The organism is Saccharothrix stipae, assembly GCF_054781895.1.
The window spans coordinates 211,334-231,831 of sequence record NZ_BAAGTN010000005.1; the positions used below are offsets into that span (position 1 = coordinate 211,334).

Consider the following 20,498-nt stretch of genomic DNA (forward strand, 5'->3'; position numbering starts at 1 on the left):
GGTCACTCGGCGCGGTCCTCGGCCGGGTCGGCTCGGAGCTCGTCGAGCTTGGGCAGTGGGCGGCGTGGTTCCCGGTCGCCCGCGCCACCCGCGTCCGGGTACTCCTCGAAGTCGATGACGACGGGTGCGCCGCGGCGCACCCGTGCACCGGCCGGCGGCTCCTGCGCGGTGACGATCCAGGTGCCCGGCCAGGTCCGGGCGCCCAACCCCGGGCCGTCGACGTCACGTGACGTCACCACGACACCAGCTCGGTGCCCCCTGTCCCGGGCCTCGGGCACGGTCAACCCCACCAGGTGCGGCACGCTCGTGTGCGCCATGCGCTCCAGGGTCCCAGAACGGGGAAGGGCCCCCGCCGTGTGGCGAGGGCCCTTCCCGGACTGACGTCCCAGCGGTCGATCAGTGGAACGAGTCGCCGCAGGCGCACGAACCGCCCGCGTTCGGGTTGTCGATGGTGAAACCCTGCTTCTCGATCGTGTCGACGAAGTCGATCACGGCGCCCTCGACGTACGGGGCGCTCATGCGGTCCACGGCCACCTTCATGCCGCCGAAGTCGCGCAGCGCGTCGCCGTCGAGCGTGCGCTCGTCGAAGAACAGCTGGTAACGCAGCCCCGCGCAACCACCGGGCTGGACGGCGATGCGCAGGTGCATGTCGTCGCGCCCCTCCTGGTCGAGCAGCGCCTTGGCCTTCACGGCAGCCGCGTCGGTCAGCGTCACGCCGTGGGTGGGCGGGGCTTCAGGAGTCGAGGTGACTGCGTCCTGAGCGGTCGTCATGGCTCTCCTCAGAGGTCCTTTGCGGGCATCTATTCCGGGCAACACGGGAAGTACCCGCTTTGTTCCTACCCCCATGGTCGCACAGACGTCAGCGACGGGGGTGTGACCAGTGCCTCGCCACGTGCGCGGCGAGGTCGGCCAGTGTGCCGGCCGGGTCCGCCATGCTGCGCTCCACCGACCCGGCGTGCTCGGCCACCGCGTACGACTCCTGCACGCCCGCCGCCGCGGCCTCACGCCTGCCCACGGCGACCCGGCCCGCCAGCACCACGCACGGCACCCCGCGTTCGGCCGCGCCGCCTGCCACGGCGGTCACCAGCTTGCCCCGCAGCGACTGCCAGTCGAAGCTGCCCTCACCGGTCACGGCCAGGTCGGCGTCGTCCAGCGCCTCGTCCAGCCGGGTGAGCGAGCGAACCAGCCCCGCACCGGACTCCACCGCGGCCCCGAGCGCCATCAGCGCGGCTCCGAGGCCTCCCGCCGCACCCGCGCCGGGCCGGTCGCGAACGGCGGCCAGCTCGTCCATCGCGGCCAGCCGCGCCTCCAGCCGCGCCACCGCCTCGGGCGACGCGCCCTTCTGCGGGCCGAACGTGTGCGCGGCGCCGTGCGGGCCCAGCAGCGGGTTCTCCACGTCGGAGGCGGCGACGAGCCGGGCCGTGACGGGCCGCACCGTCTCGCGCAGCCCCGCGCCGCCGTCCGTGGTCCCCGAACCGCCCAGACCGACCACGATCGTGTGAACGCGGGCGTCACCGGCGGCGTTGACGAGCTCCCCGACGCCCCTGGTGGTGGCCGTCTCGGCGGTGCTCGGGCGCTGGTCGGCGGGGATGAGGTCCAGGCCGCAGGCCGCGGCGGACTCCAGGTAGGCGGTGCCGTCGTGCTCCAGCCACCTGGCCGGGACGGGCGTGCCCAGCGGGCCGGTGACGGTCGTCGTGTGCAGCGTGCCGCCCAGGGCGGCGTGCAGCACGTCCACGAAACCGGGTCCGCCGTCGGCCAGCGGGCGCAGGAGCAGTTCGTCGTCGGGAGCGGTTCGGCGCCAGCCCTCGGCCACGGCCTCGGCGACTTCCCGCGCGGTCAGCGTTCCGCCGAAGCAGTCCGGCGCAATAACAACTCGCACCTCGCGAACAGTACTTATCGGGGCATCTCCTACTCTGGTGTGGTGAGGTTCCTGCGCCGCAACGCCGACGAGACCGCCGAGACCACCGCCGATGACGCTCCCGCGGAGGTGACCTCGACCGATCCGTCGCGCACGCCCGGCAAGGGGCGGCCCACGCCGAAGCGCCGGGAGGCCGAGGGCAAGAGGCGCGGTCCGGTGCCACCACCGCCCAGGACGCAGCGCGAGGCGTTGAAGCGGGCGCGCGGGAGCAAGGTCTCCAAGGAGGAGCGCCGCGCGGCGGCGGTCGAGCGGCGCCAGCGGATGATGGCGGGCGAGGACAAGTACCTCCTGCCCCGCGACCGCGGCCCGGTGAAGGCCTACATCCGCGACGTGGTCGACTCGCGGCGCAACCTCATGGGCCTGTTCATGCCGCTGGCCATCCTGGTGTTCGTCGCGCTGCTCGTGCCCATGCCCGCGGTGCAGCAGTACGCGACCCTGCTGACCACGTTCATGCTGCTCGCGATGGTCGTGGAGGGCTTCGTGCTCGGCCGGATGGTGAACCGGCGGGTGCGGCTGAAGTTCCCGAACGACACCACCCGCGGCCTGTCGCTGGGCTGGTACTCGTTCATCCGCGCCAGCCAGCTGCGCCGCCTGCGCGTGCCCAAGCCGAGGGTGCGCCCCGGCGACCAGGTGTGACCCCGGAGCTCGTTAGCTACCCGAACGATCCGGTACTAGGCTTGGCCGCATGGAGTTCCGACGCCTCGGCCGCAGTGGCCTGAACATCAGCGAGATCTCGTACGGCAACTGGCTCACCCACGGATCCCAGGTCGAGGAGGACCAGGCGACGGCCTGCGTCCGGGCCGCACTCGACGCCGGCATCACCACGTTCGACACCGCGGACGTCTACGCCAACACCAAGGCCGAGGCCGTGCTCGGCCGCGCGCTGACCGGTCAGCGCCGCGAGTCGCTGGAGATCTTCACCAAGGTCTTCTGGCCGACCGGGCCCGGCGGCCCGAACGACAAGGGCCTCGGTCGCAAGCACATCCTGGAGTCGATCAACGGCTCGCTCCAGCGGTTGCAGACCGACTACGTCGACCTCTACCAGGCCCACCGGTACGACAAGTCGGTGCCGCTGGAGGAGACGATGCTGGCCTTCGCCGACGTCGTCCGTTCCGGCAAGGCCCTGTACATCGGCGTCTCGGAGTGGAACGCCGACCAGATCGCCCGCGGCGCGGCGCTCGCGCGTGAGCTGAACGTGCCGTTCATCTCCAACCAGCCGCAGTACTCGATGCTGTGGCGCGTCATCGAGTCGCAGGTCGTGCCGACCTCCGAGCGCGAGGGCGTCAGCCAGATCGTCTGGTCCCCCATCGCCCAGGGCGTGCTGACCGGCAAGTACCTGCCGGGCCAGCCCGTGCCCCAGGGCTCGCGGGCGACCGACGAGACCGGCTCCAAGTTCATCCAGCGCTTCCTGCGCGACGAGGTGCTGGAGAAGGTCCAGCAGCTCAAGCCGCTGGCCGACGAGGCCGGGCTCAGCCTCGCGCAGCTCGCGGTCGCGTGGACCCTGCAGAACCCGAACGTGGCCAGCGCGATCATCGGCGCGTCCCGCCCGGAGCAGGTGCACGAGAACGTCAAGGCCGCCGGCGTGACGCTGGACGCGGACCTGATGAAGAAGATCGACGACGTGCTCGAAGGCGTCGTCGAGTCCGACCCGCGGTTCACCGTCACCCCGTGACGGCGCGCCCTCGCCCCGGCTACTCGGCCGGGGCGAGGGACATCGGGCCGTAGACCTCGGACTCGCTGCGCAGCAACGTCACCTGCGCGACCCCCGCCTCCCGCAGGTCGACCCACGCCGAGCCGAACCAGTCCTCGGCCGCGGTCTGGTCCGGGAAGGCGACCCGCGGCCCCTCGACCTCGTGCCCCTGCTCGTCCTGGTACCGCCACCGGTACTCCATGACGGACCTCCTCGCGCTGCGCCGTACGGGTAACGTTCCCGGTCAGGCTATGTCCTCCTGGAACGGTTGGAGTGCGGTGTGACGCGTCGGACACTGGTGCTGGGCGGCGCGCGTTCGGGCAAGTCCGCGCACGCGGAGGGCCTGCTCACCGAGGACGTCGTGACCTACGTCGCCACCGCGCGGCGCTACCCCGACGACGCCGACTGGGAACTGCGGATCGCCCAGCACGTGGCCCGCCGTCCCACCACCTGGACCACGGTCGAGGCGCCCTCCCCCACCGACCTGATCGCCCTGCTCACCGCCACTCTGGAGACCGACCCGCCGATCCTGGTCGACGACGTGGCCACCTGGCTCAGCGGCGCCCTGGACGACGCGGGCGCGTGGGAGGGCCACGGCATCGCGCAGGTCGAGGACGAGTGCGCCGCGCTGGTCCGCGCGGTCGCCCGAACCCGCACCCATCTGGTCCTGGTGTCGGCGGAGGTCGGCCTGGGCGTCGTGCCCAGCACCCACTCTGGCAGGCTCTTCCGCGATCACCTCGGCTCGCTCAACGCGCGGCTGGCCGAGGTGTGCGACGAGGTGCTGCTGGTCGTCGCCGGAATCCCACTGCGACTGCGCGAACCCGGAGGTAGTCGGTGACCATCGAGTTCCCGTCCGTCGAGCCGCCCAGCGAGCACGTGCGCGCCGAGGCGACCGCCCGACAGGCCGTGCTCACCAAGCCCGTGGGCTCCTTGGGCAGGTTGGAGGAGCTCGGCGCGTGGGTCGCGGCGTGCCAGGGCGAGTGCCCGCCCCGCCCGTTCACCCGGCCCCGGGTCGTGGTGTTCGCGGGCGACCACGGCGTGGCGCAGCACGGCGTGTCGGCGTACCCGAGCGAGGTCACCGGCCAGATGGTGGCCAACTTCCTGGCGGGCGGCGCGGCGGTGAACGTGCTGGCGAACGTGGCCGGCGCCACCGTCCGCGTGGTGGACCTGGCGGTCGACGCCGAGACCGCCGTCGGCGACCACAAGGTGCGCCGGGGCTCCGGCTCCATCGACCGCGAGGACGCCCTCACGCCGGAGGAGGCCGAGCAGGCGGTCGAGATCGGCCGCAAGCTCGTGGACGACGAGGTCGACGGCGGCGCGGACCTGCTCATCGCCGGCGACATGGGCATCGGCAACACGACACCCGCCGCGGTCCTGATCGCCGCCCTGACCGGCTCGGAGCCGGTGGCCGTGGTCGGTCGCGGCACCGGCATCGACGACCAGGCCTGGATGCGCAAGACCGCGGCCATCCGCGACGCCCTCCGCCGTGCGCGCCCCGTGATCAACGACCCACTGGCCCTGCTGGCCGCCGCCTCGGGTGCGGACATCGCCGCCATGGTGGGCTTCCTGGCCCAGGCCGCGATCCGCAAGACCCCGGTGATCCTCGACGGCGTGGTCGTCGGCGCGGCGGCCGTCGTGGCCGAGGAGCTTGCGCCCGGTGCGCGCGACTGGTGGGTGGCGGGCCACCGCTCGGTCGAGCCCGCGCACGCCCTGGCACTGGGTCACCTGAGCCTGGAACCGTTGCTGGAGTTCGACATGCGACTGGGCGAGGGCTCGGGTGCGGTGGCGGCGTTGCCCCTGGTGGTGATGGCGACCCGGATCCTGGCCGAGATGGCGACCTTCGACAGCGCGGGCGTCTCCGGACCCGCCTGATGCGCCTGGCCCTGTCCTGGCTGACGGTGCTGCCCGTCCGCGTCGGCAACGAGGTCGACACCCGGGCAGCCCAGCGGGCCATCGCGTTCGCACCGTTCGTCGGCCTGCTGCTGGGCGCCGCCGCCACCGTCCTGCTCCTGATCCCCCTGCCGGACCTGCTCGCGGGCTTCCTCCTGGTCGGCTTCCTGGCCCTGGCCACCCGCGGCATGCACCTGGACGGCCTGGCCGACACCGCCGACGGCCTGGGCTGCTACGGCCCCCCGGAACGCGCACTGGCCGTGATGAAGGACGGCAGCGCCGGCCCGTTCGCGGTAGTAGCGCTGATCGTCGTCCTAGGCGCCCAAGCCGCCGCCTACCCCCACGTCCACTGGAGCGCGGTACTACTCGCCCTGACCACGGGCCGTGCCGCCTTCATCCTGTGCTGCTTGCGCGGCACCCCCGCCGCACGCCCAGAGGGCCTAGGCGCCCTGGTAGCAGGCACCCAACCCCCATGGCTGGCCGCAACGTGGTGGACAGCCCTCACCACAGCGGCATTCTTCGTTCACCCCTGGAAAGGCCCAGCCGCCATCCTCCTGGCCGCCACCCTCGTCCTGCTACTTCTCCACCACACCCGCAACCGCTTCGGCGGAATCACCGGCGACGTCCTAGGCGCAGCCTGCGAAACCGCCACCCTAACCGTCCTAACCATCACCGCCCTCTAACCAAACCCACAACCCCAACCCACCCACAACGCCCCCACAACGGCCCCGCAACATCCCCACCGAGGCTCGATTTGACATGGGTTCGGGTGCCATAGGCTGGACGAAGCCGGGCAGGCCTGGCGGGCGCTTTATCCGCCAGGCCTGCCCGGCTTTGGCCTGCCTGGGGTGCCCGTAAGGGCCCCATGTCAAATCGAGCCGGACCGGACCACCGCCCCTGAACGCAGAACTCACACCCCGCGAACGTAGGACTCACACACTCCGAACGTAGGACTCTCGCGCTCTGAACGTAGGACTCTCGGGTCCTGAACGTTCGACACGCCCGTTCTGAGCGTTCAACTCGCCTGTTCCCAACGTAGGACACGCGCGTTCTGCACGTAGGACACGCGCGTTCCCGACGTAGGACACGCGGGGTTAGTTGATTTTGGTCATCCAGCCGTGCGGGTCCGCCACTAGGCCCTGCTGGATGCCCGTCAAGTGATTGCGCAACCGCATGGTCACGTCCCCCGTCCGCCCACCCGACACGCTGAACTCACCATCGGCGTGCTTCACGTGCCCCACCGGCGTGATCACCGCCGCCGTGCCGCACGCGAACACCTCCGTCAACTCCCCCGACTCGGCCTTCTTCTCCCACTCCTCCGTGGAGATCCGCCGCTCCTCCACCGCGTACCCGAAGTCCGCCGCCAACCTCAGCAACGAGTCACGCGTGATCCCCGGCAGCAGCGCACCGGACAGCTCCGGCGTCACGACCCGCGCGTCCTCACCCGAGCCGAGGACGAAGAACAGGTTCATCCCGCCCATCTCCTCGACCCACCGCCGCTCCACCGCGTCCAACCACACGACCTGGTCGCAGCCCTGCTCCGCCGCCTGCGCCTGCGCCACCAACGACGCCGCGTAGTTGCCCGCGAACTTCGCCGCCCCGGTGCCACCCGGCGCCGCCCGCACGTACTCCGTCGACAGCCACACCGTCACCGGCTTCAACCCGCCGGCGAAGTACGACCCCGCGGGCGAGGCGATGAGCACGTACAGGTACTCCTTCGCCGGCCGCACGCCGAGGCCCTTCTCCGTCGCGTACAGGAACGGCCGCAGGTACAGCGACTCCTCGGGGATGGCGGGCACCCACCGCTCGTCGACGGCCAGCAGCTCCCGGATCGAGTCCAGGAACAGCTCGTCGGGCAGTTCGGGCATCGCCAACCGGCGCGCCGACGCGCGGAAGCGCTCGGCGTTGGCCGAAGGGCGGAAGGACGCGATCGAGCCGTCGGGCTGGCGGTAGGCCTTGAGCCCTTCGAAGATCGCCTGGCCGTAGTGCAGCACCATGGCCGCCGGGTCGAGCTCCAGCGAGCGGTAGGGCTCGACGACGGCGTCGTGCCAGCCCTGCTCCTGGTTCCAGCGGATCGTCACCATGTGGTCGGTGAAGTGCTGCCCGAAGCCCGGCTTCGCGAGTACCTCCGCAACGCGCTCCGGGGTCGCCGGCTGCGGGTTGGGGGTCCGGGTGAAAGGCAACGCGGTCGTCATGGCAGCACGATAGCCGCCAGTGGGACGTCGGAAAATCGTTGTCCCGATGCTCGGACATCCGACCATCCGTACGGGTCAGCCGACGGCCTGCCGCACTCGACCCAGCGCGAGCAGTCCGGTACCCAGCGCGAGCGCCACGCCGGTGATCACGAGCGCGTCCGCGGGTGCGCTCATCGCCAGCAGGACGGACAGGCCCAACCCCAGGCACACCGTCCGCATCGGCCAGGTCCGGTCATCGTGCAGCAGCACCCGCCCCGAGGCGTTCGTGAACCCGTAGTAGAACGCCGTGCCGCACGCACCCACCGCCAGCGCCGTCGACGGCGGCAGCGCCACCACGCCCAGAACCGCCAGTGCCGCGCCCACCACGTCCAACGGCCAGCCCGCGCGCACCTGCGGCAGGTCACCCGTCTCGGTGAGGCCGACGAGCGTGCGCCGCGCCGACGCGAGCACGAAGAACAGCGACGACACCGCCGCCACCGCCGCGCCGAACCCGAGCACGGGCAGCAACCACCGCCCGTCGGCCACGATCAACGCGTCCCGCAGCGGCGTCGGCGACAACGCCAACCGCGCCGACCCGAGCTGCCGCAGCACCGCCGCGCCGACCCCGATGCCGACCAGCAGCACGACACCGATCGCCACGGGCACCGCGAAGCGCAGCACGCGAGCCGAAAATACCTGGTCACCGACCTGCGGCGAGGTGATCCGCTCGAAGCCGACGAACACGGCGAACAGGAGCGACGCCGCCGCCATGATCCCGTCGAAACCCGGTCCCTCCCCCACCACGACCGGGTTGCGCGGCGGCGCGACCGAGAAGCACACCAGCACGACCAGGACGAGCACACCCAGCACCACGACCACCGTCGCCACGCTCAGCCCGGTGCTCCACCTGAAACCCGCCGCACCCAACCCGGCGGTCACCGCGATCAGGCCCAACGCCGCCGCCACCCGGTGCTCGGGGACGACGTACGCGCCGAACATCCCGGCCAGCGCGGCGGCCATGCCCGCTCGGCCGATCAGGTGAGCGCTCGCGCCGATGCGCGCGGGCCACGGGCCGAGTTGACTGCGGATGTAGGCGTAACCGCCCGGCGCGTCCGGATAGGCGCGGTGCTGCTTGGCGGTGGCGAACGCACAGCACACGGCGGTCACCGCGGCTAAGAGCAGACCGGGGAGGAGCCAGGGGCCTGCTACGACCGCGGCGGGGGCGAACCCGGTGAAGACACCGACCCCCAGCATCGCGCCGAGAGCGAGCGCCACGGCCCCGGCACGGGGCGTGATTGTCACCGGTACACAGTCTCAGATCAACCGGGTGACTGCGAACGCCCGGCCGGTCGACACCCGTTCGTGTTAATTGTTACTCATTGCGATCGAAGGTGCGGCCGCCCTGTGTGTGAACGAGACCTTTAGCATTCGTCGCGATCCACCACCATCCCGCCGCACGACCAGGAAGTGCCGGGAGGACCCCGTCAAGGAGCCGCAGTGACCGCGCCCAAGCTGGCCATCACCGACAGTGACCCGAGCAGCACCACCGCCGACGCCGTTGTGGTGGGCACAGTCCAGGGCCCGGACGGCCTCGCCCTCGCCCCCGGCGCCGAGGCGGTGAACGCCGCGTTCGACGGCACGCTGCCGGACGTGCTCGACGCCCTCGGCGCGAGCGGCAAGGCCGAGGAGGTCGTCACCGTGCCGACGCTGGGCAAGCTCGGCGCGCCCGTCGTGCTCGCCGTCGGCCTGGGCAAGCTCGCCGACGACGGCTCGGTGACCGAGGACCAGGTCCGCCGCGCGTCCGGTGCCGCCGCTCGCGCGCTCGGCGGCAAGAAGCGCGCCATCACCACGTTGTCCGCCCTGCACCTCGGCCCGGCCGTCGAGGGCACCGTGCTGGGCGCGTACTCGTTCACCGCCTACAAGTCCGACAAGGGCAGCGGCCCGGTCGCCCGCGTCGACCTCGTGGCGCCGACCGAGGGCGCCATCCGGGCGCACCGCGCGACGCTCAAGGCGTCCACCGCGATCGCCGAGGCCGTCAGCGCGACCCGCGACCTGGTCAACACCCCGCCGAACGACCTGTTCCCGGCGTCGTTCGCGGAGCGGGCCGCCGCCCTGGCCAAGGCCGAGGGGCTGGAGGTCGAGGTGTTGGACGAGAAGGCGCTGCGCAAGCAGGGCTTCGGCGGCATCCTCGGCGTCGGTGGCGGCTCCAGCCGTCCCCCGCGGCTGGTGCGCATCACCTACCGCGGCCCGAAGGCGGGCAAGAAGGTCGCGCTGGTCGGCAAGGGCATCACCTTCGACACCGGCGGCATCTCCATCAAGCCCGCCGCGGGCATGGACGAGATGACCTCCGACATGGGCGGCGCGGCGGCCGTGATCGCCACCGTCGTGCTGGCCGCGAAGCTGAAGTACCCGCTGGAGGTGACCGCGTGGGCGCCGATGGCGGAGAACATGCCGTCGGGCACCGCCTACCGGCCCGGCGACGTGCTGACCATGTACGGCGGCAAGACCGTCGAGGTGCTCAACACCGACGCCGAGGGCAGGTTGATCCTGTCCGACGCGATCGTGCGCGCCTGCGAGGACGCCCCGGACTACCTGATCGAGACGTCCACGCTGACCGGCGCGCAGGTCGTGTCGCTCGGCAAGCGGACCGCGGGCGTCATGGGCACCGAGGACTTCCGCGACCGCGTGGCCGCGCTCGGTCGCGCGGTGGGCGAGCAGGCGTGGGCCATGCCGCTGCCGGAGGAGCTGCGCGGCGACCTGGACTCGCGGGTGGCCGACATCGCGAACGTGGCCGGGCACCGGTTCGGCGGCATGCTGGCCGCGGGCCTGTTCCTGCGCGAGTTCGTGGCCGAGGGCGTGACCTGGGCGCACATCGACGTGGCCGGACCGTCGTTCCACAGCGGCGCGCCGTACGGGTACACCGCCAAGGGCGGCACCGGCGTCCCGGTGCGGACCCTGGCGGCGGTGCTGGCCGACATCGCGGCCAACGGCTAGTCCGACGGCGATCAGCCCCCGGCTCGCGGGGCTGGTCGCCTCCGCTAACTCGCGAGGCTGATCGCCTTGCCCGCAGTGCCCGGGTCGGCCAGGCAGCGCAGCACCAGCGCCGCCACGTCGGCCCGGGACACCTGCATGCCCGCCCGCACGTTGGTGTCCACCGCCGTGCGGAACCCTTCCGTGCGCGGCCCGTCCGTGAGCCGCGGCGGGCGGACGATCGTCCACTCCAGACCGCTGCCGCGCACGACCTCCTCCATCCGCGCCATGTCACCCCACGGGTGCTTGAACACCCGGCGCAGCACCGGCTTGACCACGTAGCGGACGAACGGGGCGTCGCCGTCGGTCACCATGCCGCTGTTGCTGACCACGACCAACCGGCGCACGTCGTGCTCCTTCATGGCCCGCACCAGCGAGTTCGTGCTGTCGGTCTGCACGGTCGTCGGCGTGCGCACGTTGCGCGGGCCGATGGCCGAGACGACCGCGTCCGCGCCGACGACGTGCGGGCCGAGCGAGTCGGGGTCCATCACGTCGGCCACCGCGTCACGGCCGTTGGGCGTGCGCACGACCGCGGTGACCTCGTGGCCCGCCTCCCGCGCCAGCTCCACGATCCTCGTCCCGGTACCGCCGCTCGCGCCTAAAACGGTGATCCTCATTCGTGTCGTCCTTCAGTTGGTGAGTGCTCACTAACCACTAGGATAGTCCCATGACCACCCGTGACCGCATGCTCGACGCGGCGGCCCACGTGATGCGCACCAGAGGGCTCGCCCGGGCGACGACGAAGGAGATCGCCAAGGCGGCGGGCTTCTCGGAAGCGGCGCTGTACAAGCACTTCACGGACAAGACCGCGCTGTTCCTCGCGGTGCTGAGGGAACGCGCGCCGAGCGACCTGGGCACCTTGTTGGCCGGGCTGGAGGCCGGGCGCGGCGACGTGCGGGAGACGTTGGTCGACATCGCGCGGGCCGCGATCGCGTTCTACGTCGAGACCTTCCCGATCGCCGCGTCGATCTTCTCGGAGCCCGCCCTGCTGGCCGCGCACCGCGAGGCGTTGCGCACGCACGAGACCGGGCCGGGAGTCGTGCCGCAAACGCTCGCCCGGTACCTCGAAGCGGAACGCGCGCTGGGCAGGCTGCCCGCGGGCGTCGACCCGCGATCGGCCGCGGACCTGATCCTGGGCGCGTGCCACTACCAGGCGTTCCTCGGCTTCTTCACCGACTGGCCCACCGATCCGCGAGGGCTGGTGGCGACCCTGTGGACGGGGCTCGGTCAGGCCTGACCCTTGCGCCGCGAGTACTCGCGCATCCGCTTCGGGTAGCCGACGATGCCCGCGTCGTAGATCGGGATGCCCAGCTTCTTGGCCAGTCGCTTGGCGCCCTCGGTGCCGTCGATCCGGCGACGCGTCCACTCACCGTCGTGCGCGACGAGCACGATCGTGGTCTCGGTCACGGTCGTCTTCGGCTCGACGTAGGCCTCCACGCCCCGGCGCGCGGCGGCCCACTGCTCCAGGTGGCCGGTGTCCGTGGACGTGGCCGACCGCAGCACGCCGGGGCGCTGCTTCCTGCGAAAACGGTCGAACAGGCCCACCGGGCCACCTCCTGCCGGGACTCCTCCCGACCATGGTGCCGGCGCGGGTGTGAAGCCGGGGCCAAATCCTCTGAACAGGACACCGCGTCGCCGGCATTCGCGCGGTAGTGACAAGATGGCAATTACACGCGCGCACCCGCGCGGAGTAAGGCATCAAGCTCTCCAGGGAGAACCCGTGACCGACACCTCCGCCGACCTTGTGATCCTCGGTGGCGGCTCGGGCGGCTACGCCTGCGCGTTCCGCGCGGCCGAGCTCGGCCTGTCCGTCATCCTGGTCGAGAAGGACAAGCTGGGGGGTACGTGCCTGCACCGCGGCTGCATCCCGACCAAGGCGCTGCTGCACGCGGCGGAGGTCGCGGACAACGCGCGCGAGGGTGACCAGTTCGGCGTGAAGTCCTCGCTGGAGGGCATCGACATCGCGGGTGTCAACTCCTACAAGGACGGTGTGGTCAGCCGGCTCTACAAGGGTCTGCAGGGTCTGGTCAAGGCCAACAAGGTAACCCTGGTCGAGGGCGCGGGCACGTTCGTCGGCCCGAACACCGTCGAGGTGGACGGGCAGCGCTACACCGGCCGCAACGTCGTGCTGGCGACCGGTTCGTACGCCCGCAGCCTGCCCGGCCTGGAGATCGGCGGCCGGATCATCACCAGCGACCAGGCGCTCAACCTGGACTTCATCCCCGAGCGGGTCGTCGTGCTCGGCGGTGGCGTCATCGGCGTCGAGTTCGCCAGCGTCTGGGCCTCCTTCGGCGCGGACGTGACCATCGTCGAGGCGCTGCCCCGCCTGGTCCCGGCCGAGGACGAGTACGCCTCCAAGCAGCTGGAGCGCGCGTTCCGCCGGCGCGGCATCAAGTTCAAGACCGGCGTGAGGTTCACCGGCGCCACCCAGTCCGACTCGGGCGTGTCGGTCACGCTGGAGTCCGGCGACGTGCTGGACGCCGACCTGCTGCTGGTCGCCGTCGGCCGCGGCCCGAACACCGCGGGCCACGGCTACGAGGAGGCCGGCGTGACGATGGAGCGCGGCTTCGTCATCACCGACGAGCGGCTGCGCACCAACCTGCCCGGCGTCTACGCCGTCGGCGACATCGTGCCCGGCCTGCAGCTCGCGCACCGCGGCTTCCAGCAGGGCATCTTCGTCGCCGAGGACATCGCCGGGCAGAACCCGAAGGTCATCGACGAGGCGGGCATCCCGCGCGTCACCTACTGCAAGCCCGAGGTCGCCTCGGTCGGCCTGTCCGAGGCCGCGGCCAAGGAGAAGTACGGTTCGGTCGAGACGTTCGTCTACGACCTCGCGGGCAACGGCAAGAGCCAGATCCTGAAGACCGCCGGCGGTGTCAAGCTCGTCAAGGCGCCCGACGGCCCGGTGGTCGGTGTCACCATGGTCGGTGAGCGGGTCGGCGAGCTGATCGGTGAGGCCCAGCTCATCTACAGCTGGGAGGCCTACCCCGAGGACGTGGCTCCGCTGGTCCACGCCCACCCGACCCAGACAGAAGCCCTCGGCGAGGCCTTCCTCGCCCTGGCCGGCAAGCCGCTGCACGTGCACGGCTGACCGTCGCACCCCAGTCAGCCGATCCCCGACCCACGCACGAGGAGTCAGCGAACGATGGCCTTCTCCGTCCAAATGCCCGCACTCGGCGAGAGCGTCACCGAGGGCACGGTCACCCGCTGGTTGAAGCAGGAGGGTGACCGCGTCGAGGTCGACGAGCCCTTGCTGGAGGTGTCCACCGACAAGGTCGACACCGAGATCCCGTCCCCCGCGGCGGGTGTGCTCCAGAAGATCGTCGCCCAGGAGGACGAGACCGTCGAGGTCGGCGCGGAACTCGCCGTCATCGGCGACGGTTCGGACGCCGGGTCCTCCGACTCGTCCGGCTCGTCCGACTCGTCCGCCGGCGAGGCCACCGCGCCCGCCGAGGAGGCGCAGCCCGAACCCCAGTCCGCGCCCGAGCCCGAGCAGCCGCAGCAGCAGGAGCAATCCGCTCCGGCCGAGGCGCCGGCCCAGTCCGGCGGCGGCGCGGCCGACGGCACCCCGGTGACCATGCCCGCGTTGGGCGAGAGCGTCACCGAGGGCACCGTGACCCGCTGGCTCAAGGCCGTCGGCGACTCGGTCGAGGTCGACGAGCCCTTGCTGGAGGTGTCCACCGACAAGGTCGACACCGAGATCCCGTCACCGGTGGCGGGCACCCTGCTGGAGATCAGCGCCGGTGAGGACGAGACCGTCGAGGTCGGCGGTCAACTCGCGGTGATCGGCTCGGGCTCGCCCGCGCCCGCCGCGCAGGAAGCGCCCAAGCCCGCGCCCACGCAGGAAGCCCCGAAGCCCGCTCCGGCGGCTCCCCAGCAGGAGGCTCCCAAGCAGGAAGCCCCCCAGCAGGAGGCTCCCAAGCAGGAGGCCCCGAAGCAGGAGGCCCCCGCCGAGGAGTCGGCCAACGGCGCGCCGTACGTGACGCCGCTGGTGCGCAAGCTCGCGTCGGAGAACGGCATCGACCTCGCCACGCTCAAGGGCACCGGCGTCGGTGGCCGGATCCGCAAGCAGGACGTGCTCGCCGCCGTCGAGGCCGCGAAGGCGCCCAAGCAGGAGCAGGAGGCGCCCAAGCCGGCCGCCGCGTCGTCCGCACCCGCCCAGCGGGTCGCCACCCCGCCGGCCGACACCAGCGGCAAGCGCGGCACGGTGCAGAAGCTGCCCCGGCTGCGGCAGATCGTCGCCCAGCGCACGCGGGAATCGCTGCAGGTCTCGGCGCAGCTGACCCAGGTGTTCGAGGTGGACGTCACCAAGATCGCCCGGCTGCGCAACCGGGCCAAGGCGGCGTTCGAGCAGCGCGAGGGCACGAAGCTGACGTTCCTGCCGTTCTTCGCCAAGGCGGCGGTCGAGGCGCTCAAGCAGCACCCGGTGCTGAACGCCTCCATCGACGAGGAGAAGAAGGAGGTCGTGTACCACGGTGCCGAGCACCTGGGTATCGCGATCGACACCGAGCGGGGCCTGCTCAACGCGGTCATCGCGAACGCGGGCGACCTGAACCTGGCCGGCCTGTCGCACAAGATCGGCGACCTGGCGGCGCGGGCGCGGGGCAACAAGCTCACGCCCGACGAGCTGACCGGCGGCACGTTCTCGCTGACCAACCTGGGCAGCAACGGCGCGCTGTTCGACACCCCGATCATCCAGCAGCCGCAGGTCGGCATCCTGGGTGTGGGCGTGGTCAAGAAGCGCCCGGTGGTGATCACGGACGAGAACGGCGACGACACCATCGCCATCCGGTCCATGGCCTACCTGGCGCTGACCTACGACCACCGGCTGGTCGACGGCGCCGACGCGGGTCGGTTCCTCACCACGGTCAAGAACCGCCTGGAAGAGGGCTCGTTCGAGGCCGACCTCGGTCTCTGAGGCCACGTTCGACGTTCGGCGAGGGCCGCTCCCGGCACACCGGGGGCGGCCCTCGCCGTTGCGCCTCCACGACGGGGGCACTTCGGCACCGAAGGGTGACGGTCGGCGTGGTGCGGGTGACACGTCCGCCGCTGTGCAACCGACCCCCTGCTGCGAGACGATCAACGCATGCGGGTTGTCATCGCGGGATCGTCGGGCCTGATCGGCACCAGTCTGGTCGCCGCGCTGCGCGGCGCGGAGCACGAGGTCCTGCGGTTGGTCCGGCGGCGGCCCTCGGCGCCGGACGAGCGGCGCTGGGACCCGCCCGCCGGTCGGATCGACGCGGGCGCGTTGGACGGCGTGGACGCGGTGGTCAACCTGTGCGGCGCCGGTGTGGCGGACAAGCGGTGGAGTGACGCGCGCAAGCAGGTGCTGCTGGACAGCCGCACGGTGCCGACCGAGGTGCTGGCCGCGGCCGTCGCCGAGCACGGTGTCCCGGTGCTGGTCAACGCGAGCGCCATCGGCTACTACGGCGACACCGGTGACGAGGTGGTCGACGAGACGAGCCCGTCGGGCACCGGTTTCCTGGCCGAGCTGTGCCGCCAGTGGGAGGCCGCCACCGCGCCCGCCGACGAGCACGCCCGCGTGGTGCGGATGCGCACGGGACTGGTCATCAGCCCCTCCGGCGGCCTGTTCGGCCAGATCAAGCCGCTGTTCTCGTTCTTCCTCGGCGGCCGCCTCGGTGACGGCCGCCAGTACATGCCGTGGATCTCCTTGGACGACGCGATCTCGGCCATCCGGTTCGTGATCGAGCACGACGTCTCCGGCCCGGTGAACATCACCGCGCCCAGCCCGGTCACCAACGCCGAGTTCACCCGCACGGTCGGGCACGCGCTGCGCCGGCCGACGCCGTGGGTGGCGCCCGCGTTCGCGTTGAAGGCGGTGTTGGGCGAGGTCGCGGAGGAAGGCCTGCTCTCCGGTCAGCGCGCGGTGCCGCGGGTGCTCGAACAACGCGGCTTCCAGTTCCTGCACCCCGCGCTCGGTGCGGCCGTGGCGGCGGCCGTCGAGGGGTGATGGGCGCGCTGATCGGGGTCGTGCTGGCGCTGGCCTCGATGGTCCTGGGTTTCACCGTCCGCCACGAGCCGCCGGGGTTGGACCAGGGGCTGCACCAGACCGCGGTGGAGCTGGGACCGGCGTTCGCGCAGTCGGCGGCGGTGGTGAGCCTCGTGCTCAGCCCCGGTCTGGCCACGATCGCGTTGCTGGCGTTGGGGTTGCGGGCGTTGCTGGCCAAGGACCCGCTGCTGGCGAAGTCCGCCGTGCTGCTCGCGGTCTGCTGGTCCACGCTGTTCGCCCGGCACGTCTACCAGCGGGTCCGGCCGATCGAGTTCCCGAAGTGGGCCTACCCGAGCGGGCACGTCACGGCGGTCACCTCGGTGGCGTTCACCGGCGTGGTGCTGTGCGCGTGGTTGGCGCGCAGGCACCTCAGGCTCGCGGTGGCGCTGGCCTGCACGTCGGTGCTGGTCACGGCGGCCAGCCGGGTGGTGCTGGAGATGCACTGGTTCACCGACACGGTCGGCGCGGTGCTGGCCGTGGTCGGGGTCGGCCTGGTCGTCTCCCGTGCCCTGGGGCTGGTGCCCGTGGGCGTAGTGTCGAGACGTGAGCAGTCCTGACCTTTCCTGCCGCACCTCGACCGACCCGATCGAGGTGCGCGAGCTGGGCACCATCGACTACCTCGCCGCGTGGGACCTGCAACGCGAACTCGCCGAGGCACGCGCGGACGGCGCGATCGGCGACACGGTGTTGCTGCTGGAGCACCCGCCCGTCTACACGTGCGGTCGGCGCACCGAGCCCGAGGAGCGGCCCAGGGGCGGCGACGTCCCGATCATCGACGTGGACCGCGGCGGCAAGATCACCTGGCACGGACCCGGGCAGCTGGTCGGCTACCCGATCGTGGGGTTGGCCGAGCCGCTGGACGTGGTGCAGTACGTCCGCCGCCTGGAGCAGGCGCTGATCCACGTGTGCGACCAGCTCGGCGTGCGCACGGGTCGGGTCGAGGGCCGCAGCGGCGTGTGGATCCCGGCCGACGACAAGGGCGTCGAGCGCAAGGTCGCGGCGATCGGGATCCGGGTGCAGCGCGGCGTCACCATGCACGGATTCGAGATCAACTGCGATGCCGACCTGTCCGCTTTCGGCGACATCATCCCGTGCGGGATCAGGGATGCCGGGGTGGCGTCGCTGTCGCGGGAGCTGGGCCGGGACGTGACCGTGGCCGAGGTGCTGCCGCTGGCCCGCCAGGCCGTCATCGACGCGTTGAACGGCGACCTGCCCGTCACCGAGCGCACCCTGGTCCGGTCGGAGCCGGTCGCCGCCGGCGTCACCTTCGCGGTCCGGACGGGCTGACAGCCACCTCACCCTCCCCCTAGTGTTCCGGAATTACGGATTACCAGGAGGGAGTTTCGTCGTGCCCCTGACCCGACGACACCTGTTCCGCACCTGCGGGGCGGCCGGCGCCGCCACGCTCCTGCCCGCCGTGCCCGCGAACGCGACCGCCCAGCCCGACGACTGGCTCGCCTGGTTCCGGGCCAACCCGCGGCACGTGGCCGTGGCGCTGGACGACGGGCGCGGTGGTCGGGTCGCGCACCGGCCGCACGAGCGGCAGCCGTTGGCGTCGGCGGTGCAGGTCGTGCACCTGGCCGCGTACGCGGAGGCCGTCGAGACCGGCCTGGCGCGGCCGGACGAGGAGGTGCGCGTCGGCGCGTGGGAGCAGTACTACCTGGGCCTGGACGGCGGCGCGCACCAAGCTTCGCTGCGGGCGCTGGGCATCCCGTCCACCAACGGCGTCACGGCCGACGACCCGCACCGGGTGGTCACGTTGGACGACCTGGCCTCGGTGATGATCCGGCACGGCGACAACGCCGCCGCGGACTTCCTGCGCCACCGCCTGGGCGCCGTGGCGTGGCCCGGCCTGGAGGTGCCGGAGATCCTGGCCGAGGTGCTGCACCTCGTGCTCGGGCGGCCGGTGGACGTCCGGCGGTACCTGCGTGATCCGCGGTTGCAGCTGGAGGTGATCGGGAGGTTCCCCGACATCCCGAAGACCTACGAGGGTCAACGGCCCTGGGCGCGGGGCACGTGGGCGGGCACGGCGGCGGCGCTGAACCAGGCGCACCGGGCGATGACCGCCGTGCCGCTCGCCAGGACGCACCTCGAACGCCGTCAGCCGCTCCCGCCGGGTGTGGCGGGCATCGGGTTCAAGGGCGGGTCGCTGCCTGGGATCGTCACGGTCGGCTTCGGCGTGCGGTGGGAGGACGGCCGGGTGGGCAGCGCGGCGGTGTTGATCCGCGAGGTCGACGAGGCGTGGTCCGCGCGCGCGGACGACCTGGTGCGGTTGGTCCAAAAGGCCCTGGTGGAGCCCGCTGTCCTGCGGGAATTCCACGTGACTCTCTCGTAGGATCACCGCGGTGGACCTGGTGCAGCGACTAGCCGAGCTGGAACAGCGCGTGGCCGCGCTGGAGGGTGACGAGCAGGAGCCGCTCCCGTCACCCGAGGAAGCCGACGGCGGCGCGTTCGGCTACGGCGGTCAGGTCGCGGTGGGCGACGGCCGGGTCTCGTGGCGGATCGACCTGACCCCCGGGCGCACGCTGTCGTTGCCGGACCGGCCCCGGATCGAGGTGCTGTCCGCGTTGGCGCACCCGGTGCGGGTGGAGCTCGTCCGGACGCTGCTGGCGCAGGGCGGGCAGCCCGCGGCGGCGTTGCAGGAGGCGGCCCGACTCGGGTCGACCGGCCAGCTGTACCACCACCTCAAGGCGCTGACCACGTCCGGCGTGGTGGAGCAGGACAAGCGCGGTAGCTACCGGTTGCGACCGGACGCGATCGTCCCCGTGCTCGTCCTGCTCACCGCCGCGTCGGACGTCGCGGGTCAGCTGCGCAGCTGAGGCGCGACGGCGGCCGCGATCAGCTCGACGTGGTCGAGGTCGGCGAGGTCCAGCACCTGGAGGTAGGCCCGGCTGATGCCGGTCTTCGCACGCCACGCGCCGAGCTTGTCCACCACCTCGTCGGGCGTGCCCGCCACGCCGTTCTCGCGCAGTTCGGCGACCTCGCGACCGATGGCGGCGGCCCGCCGGGCGACCTCCGCGTCGTCGCGCCCGACGCACACCACGAGGGCCGCGGACCGGGTGACCTCCGCCGGGTCGCGGCCGATCGCGCCGCACGCCTCGTCGACCCGGGCGAGCACCTCGACCGCGGCGTCCACCGGCTGGAACGGCAGGTTGAACTCGTCGGCGAACCGCGCCGCGAGCGCCGGCGTGCGCTTGCGGCCCGTGCCGCCGACCAGCACCGGGATCCGACCCGCTGGCTTGGGCAGCGCGGGCGAGTCGGCCAGCCGGTAGTGCTTGCCGGCGAAGTCGTAGGTCTGCCCGACCGGCGTGTTCCACAGCCCGGTGATGATCTCCAGCTGCTCCTCGTACCGCTCGAAGCGCTCGATCGTGGCCGGGAACGGCAGGCCGTAGGCGGTGTGCTCGGCCTCGTACCAACCCGCGCCGAAGCCGAACTCGACCCGGCCGCCGGACATCCGGTCCACCTGCGCCACCGAGATGGCCAGCGGACCGGGGTGGCGGAACGTGGCGGCGGTCATCAGCGTGCCGAGCCGGATGGTCTCGGTGTCGCGGGCGAGGCCCGCGAGGGTGATCCAGGCGTCGGTAGGGCCGGGCAGGCCGTCCCCGCCACCCATCTTGAGGTAGTGGTCGGAGCGGAAGAACGCGTCGTAGCCCGCGGCCTCGGCGGTGCGCGCCACCGCCAGCAGGTCGTCGTAGGAGGCCCCTTGCTGGGGCTCGGTGAAGATGCGGAGTTCCACCGCGATCACGCTAGTCGGCCGTGCGACCGGCCTGCGATCCGAGCGTCTCG

At 72.1% G+C, this 20,498-nt stretch carries 23 protein-coding genes; 14 read left to right on the forward strand and 9 right to left on the reverse strand.

Annotation, left to right across the window (positions count from 1 at the left end; genetic code table 11):
* Nucleotides 1-2: 2 nt before the first annotated feature.
* The 3 genes from ACYVLT_RS09800 to ACYVLT_RS09810 form a co-directional block, all read right to left on the reverse strand.
* Entirely contained in the window at nucleotides 3-317 is a 315-nt protein-coding gene (locus ACYVLT_RS09800; RefSeq protein ID WP_461119814.1) for a PASTA domain-containing protein, read from the reverse strand.
* Nucleotides 318-396: 79 nt separating this feature from the next.
* Complete coding sequence (locus ACYVLT_RS09805; protein ID WP_360460741.1) at nucleotides 397-771, reverse strand: HesB/IscA family protein; 375 nt, start codon at nucleotides 769-771, stop codon at nucleotides 397-399.
* Nucleotides 772-859: 88 nt separating this feature from the next.
* Nucleotides 860-1,879 (reverse strand): glycerate kinase family protein, encoded by a 1,020-nt coding sequence (locus ACYVLT_RS09810; RefSeq protein WP_461119815.1) that lies wholly within the window; start codon nucleotides 1,877-1,879, stop codon nucleotides 860-862.
* A 42-nt stretch (nucleotides 1,880-1,921) separates the two neighbouring features.
* On the opposite strand from ACYVLT_RS09810, the gene ACYVLT_RS09815 reads away from it, so the two are divergent.
* A complete protein-coding gene (locus ACYVLT_RS09815) occupies nucleotides 1,922-2,554 on the forward strand; it encodes a DUF3043 domain-containing protein (protein WP_461119816.1) in 633 nt (210 codons plus the stop codon).
* Between the two features lie 49 nt (nucleotides 2,555-2,603).
* A complete protein-coding gene (locus ACYVLT_RS09820) occupies nucleotides 2,604-3,590 on the forward strand; it encodes an aldo/keto reductase family protein (RefSeq protein WP_461119817.1) in 987 nt (328 codons plus the stop codon).
* A 19-nt stretch (nucleotides 3,591-3,609) separates the two neighbouring features.
* On the opposite strand, the gene ACYVLT_RS09825 is transcribed toward ACYVLT_RS09820, so the two are convergent.
* Nucleotides 3,610-3,810 (reverse strand): hypothetical protein, encoded by a 201-nt coding sequence (locus tag ACYVLT_RS09825; RefSeq protein WP_360460753.1) that lies wholly within the window; start codon nucleotides 3,808-3,810, stop codon nucleotides 3,610-3,612.
* A 78-nt stretch (nucleotides 3,811-3,888) separates the two neighbouring features.
* Between ACYVLT_RS09825 and cobU the strand changes: the two genes are divergently transcribed.
* Genes cobU through cobS form a run of 3 tightly spaced genes read left to right on the forward strand, consistent with a single transcriptional unit; the run spans nucleotide 3,889 to nucleotide 6,181 of the window.
* On the forward strand, nucleotides 3,889-4,446 hold the full coding sequence (gene cobU, locus ACYVLT_RS09830; protein WP_461119818.1) for a bifunctional adenosylcobinamide kinase/adenosylcobinamide-phosphate guanylyltransferase: 558 nt from the start codon (nucleotides 3,889-3,891) through the stop codon (nucleotides 4,444-4,446).
* Nucleotides 4,443-5,480 (forward strand): nicotinate-nucleotide--dimethylbenzimidazole phosphoribosyltransferase, encoded by a 1,038-nt coding sequence (gene cobT, locus ACYVLT_RS09835; protein WP_461119819.1) that lies wholly within the window; start codon nucleotides 4,443-4,445, stop codon nucleotides 5,478-5,480. The genes cobU and cobT overlap by 4 nt, the downstream gene beginning before the upstream one ends.
* Nucleotides 5,480-6,181: an adenosylcobinamide-GDP ribazoletransferase gene (cobS, locus tag ACYVLT_RS09840; RefSeq protein WP_461119820.1), complete on the forward strand. Its 702-nt coding sequence runs from the start codon at nucleotides 5,480-5,482 to the stop codon at nucleotides 6,179-6,181. The genes cobT and cobS overlap by 1 nt, the downstream gene beginning before the upstream one ends.
* 411 nt (nucleotides 6,182-6,592) lie before the next feature.
* On the opposite strand, the gene ACYVLT_RS09845 is transcribed toward cobS, so the two are convergent.
* On the reverse strand, nucleotides 6,593-7,693 hold the full coding sequence (locus tag ACYVLT_RS09845) for a branched-chain amino acid aminotransferase (protein WP_461119821.1): 1,101 nt from the start codon (nucleotides 7,691-7,693) through the stop codon (nucleotides 6,593-6,595).
* A 75-nt stretch (nucleotides 7,694-7,768) separates the two neighbouring features.
* Nucleotides 7,769-8,974, reverse strand: a complete 1,206-nt coding sequence (locus tag ACYVLT_RS09850; protein ID WP_461119822.1) for an APC family permease — start codon at nucleotides 8,972-8,974, stop codon at nucleotides 7,769-7,771.
* Between the two features lie 195 nt (nucleotides 8,975-9,169).
* Here ACYVLT_RS09850 and ACYVLT_RS09855 point away from each other — a divergent pair, with 195 nt between their 5' ends.
* Nucleotides 9,170-10,666, forward strand: a complete 1,497-nt coding sequence (locus ACYVLT_RS09855) for a leucyl aminopeptidase (RefSeq protein ID WP_461119823.1) — start codon at nucleotides 9,170-9,172, stop codon at nucleotides 10,664-10,666.
* A gap of 44 nt (nucleotides 10,667-10,710) precedes the next feature.
* Here the strand turns inward: ACYVLT_RS09855 and ACYVLT_RS09860 are convergent, their stop codons facing one another.
* Entirely contained in the window at nucleotides 10,711-11,319 is a 609-nt protein-coding gene (locus ACYVLT_RS09860; protein WP_461119824.1) for an NAD(P)-dependent oxidoreductase, read from the reverse strand.
* A 50-nt stretch (nucleotides 11,320-11,369) separates the two neighbouring features.
* Between ACYVLT_RS09860 and ACYVLT_RS09865 the strand changes: the two genes are divergently transcribed.
* Nucleotides 11,370-11,939 (forward strand): TetR/AcrR family transcriptional regulator, encoded by a 570-nt coding sequence (locus tag ACYVLT_RS09865; protein WP_461119825.1) that lies wholly within the window; start codon nucleotides 11,370-11,372, stop codon nucleotides 11,937-11,939.
* On the opposite strand, the gene ACYVLT_RS09870 is transcribed toward ACYVLT_RS09865, so the two are convergent.
* The gene (locus ACYVLT_RS09870) at nucleotides 11,930-12,247 is read right to left on the reverse strand and encodes an oxidoreductase (RefSeq protein ID WP_461119826.1); all 318 of its coding nucleotides are present in this window, start codon (nucleotides 12,245-12,247) and stop codon (nucleotides 11,930-11,932) included. The genes ACYVLT_RS09865 and ACYVLT_RS09870 overlap by 10 nt on opposite strands.
* 175 nt (nucleotides 12,248-12,422) lie before the next feature.
* Here ACYVLT_RS09870 and lpdA point away from each other — a divergent pair, with 175 nt between their 5' ends.
* From lpdA to ACYVLT_RS09905, 7 genes are all read left to right on the forward strand, one after another.
* On the forward strand, nucleotides 12,423-13,793 hold the full coding sequence (gene lpdA, locus ACYVLT_RS09875) for a dihydrolipoyl dehydrogenase (protein ID WP_461119827.1): 1,371 nt from the start codon (nucleotides 12,423-12,425) through the stop codon (nucleotides 13,791-13,793).
* Nucleotides 13,794-13,847: 54 nt separating this feature from the next.
* Nucleotides 13,848-15,620 carry a 2-oxoglutarate dehydrogenase, E2 component, dihydrolipoamide succinyltransferase gene (gene sucB / locus ACYVLT_RS09880; RefSeq protein WP_461119828.1) on the forward strand — a complete coding sequence of 591 codons (1,773 nt, stop codon included), beginning with the start codon at nucleotides 13,848-13,850 and terminating at the stop codon, nucleotides 15,618-15,620.
* 168 nt (nucleotides 15,621-15,788) lie between these two features.
* Complete coding sequence (locus tag ACYVLT_RS09885) at nucleotides 15,789-16,673, forward strand: TIGR01777 family oxidoreductase (RefSeq protein ID WP_461119829.1); 885 nt, start codon at nucleotides 15,789-15,791, stop codon at nucleotides 16,671-16,673.
* Nucleotides 16,673-17,269, forward strand: a complete 597-nt coding sequence (locus ACYVLT_RS09890) for a phosphatase PAP2 family protein (protein WP_461119830.1) — start codon at nucleotides 16,673-16,675, stop codon at nucleotides 17,267-17,269. Before ACYVLT_RS09885 ends, ACYVLT_RS09890 begins: the two co-directional genes overlap by 1 nt.
* A complete protein-coding gene (gene lipB / locus ACYVLT_RS09895; protein ID WP_461119831.1) occupies nucleotides 17,256-17,999 on the forward strand; it encodes a lipoyl(octanoyl) transferase LipB in 744 nt (247 codons plus the stop codon). The genes ACYVLT_RS09890 and lipB overlap by 14 nt, the downstream gene beginning before the upstream one ends.
* A 61-nt stretch (nucleotides 18,000-18,060) precedes the next feature.
* Entirely contained in the window at nucleotides 18,061-19,047 is a 987-nt protein-coding gene (locus ACYVLT_RS09900) for a serine hydrolase (RefSeq protein ID WP_461119832.1), read from the forward strand.
* A gap of 10 nt (nucleotides 19,048-19,057) precedes the next feature.
* Nucleotides 19,058-19,531, forward strand: coding sequence for an ArsR/SmtB family transcription factor (locus ACYVLT_RS09905; protein ID WP_461119833.1), 474 nt, complete (start codon nucleotides 19,058-19,060; stop codon nucleotides 19,529-19,531).
* Here the strand turns inward: ACYVLT_RS09905 and ACYVLT_RS09910 are convergent.
* The gene (locus ACYVLT_RS09910; protein ID WP_461119834.1) at nucleotides 19,516-20,448 is read right to left on the reverse strand and encodes an LLM class F420-dependent oxidoreductase; all 933 of its coding nucleotides are present in this window, start codon (nucleotides 20,446-20,448) and stop codon (nucleotides 19,516-19,518) included. The genes ACYVLT_RS09905 and ACYVLT_RS09910 overlap by 16 nt on opposite strands.
* Nucleotides 20,449-20,498: the final 50 nt, after the last annotated feature.

Coding starts and splice junctions, on each gene's coding strand:
- ACYVLT_RS09800 (WP_461119814.1), bottom strand. CDS start 317: ATGGCGCACACGAGCGTGCCGCACCTGGTGGGGTTGACCGTGCCCGAG.
- ACYVLT_RS09805 (WP_360460741.1), bottom strand. CDS start 771: ATGACGACCGCTCAGGACGCAGTCACCTCGACTCCTGAAGCCCCGCCC.
- ACYVLT_RS09820 (WP_461119817.1), top strand. CDS start 2,604: ATGGAGTTCCGACGCCTCGGCCGCAGTGGCCTGAACATCAGCGAGATC.
- ACYVLT_RS09825 (WP_360460753.1), bottom strand. CDS start 3,810: ATGGAGTACCGGTGGCGGTACCAGGACGAGCAGGGGCACGAGGTCGAG.
- cobS (WP_461119820.1), top strand. CDS start 5,480: ATGCGCCTGGCCCTGTCCTGGCTGACGGTGCTGCCCGTCCGCGTCGGC.
- ACYVLT_RS09845 (WP_461119821.1), bottom strand. CDS start 7,693: ATGACGACCGCGTTGCCTTTCACCCGGACCCCCAACCCGCAGCCGGCG.
- ACYVLT_RS09860 (WP_461119824.1), bottom strand. CDS start 11,319: ATGAGGATCACCGTTTTAGGCGCGAGCGGCGGTACCGGGACGAGGATC.
- ACYVLT_RS09865 (WP_461119825.1), top strand. CDS start 11,370: ATGACCACCCGTGACCGCATGCTCGACGCGGCGGCCCACGTGATGCGC.
- sucB (WP_461119828.1), top strand. CDS start 13,848: ATGGCCTTCTCCGTCCAAATGCCCGCACTCGGCGAGAGCGTCACCGAG.
- ACYVLT_RS09885 (WP_461119829.1), top strand. CDS start 15,789: ATGCGGGTTGTCATCGCGGGATCGTCGGGCCTGATCGGCACCAGTCTG.
- ACYVLT_RS09890 (WP_461119830.1), top strand. CDS start 16,673: ATGGGCGCGCTGATCGGGGTCGTGCTGGCGCTGGCCTCGATGGTCCTG.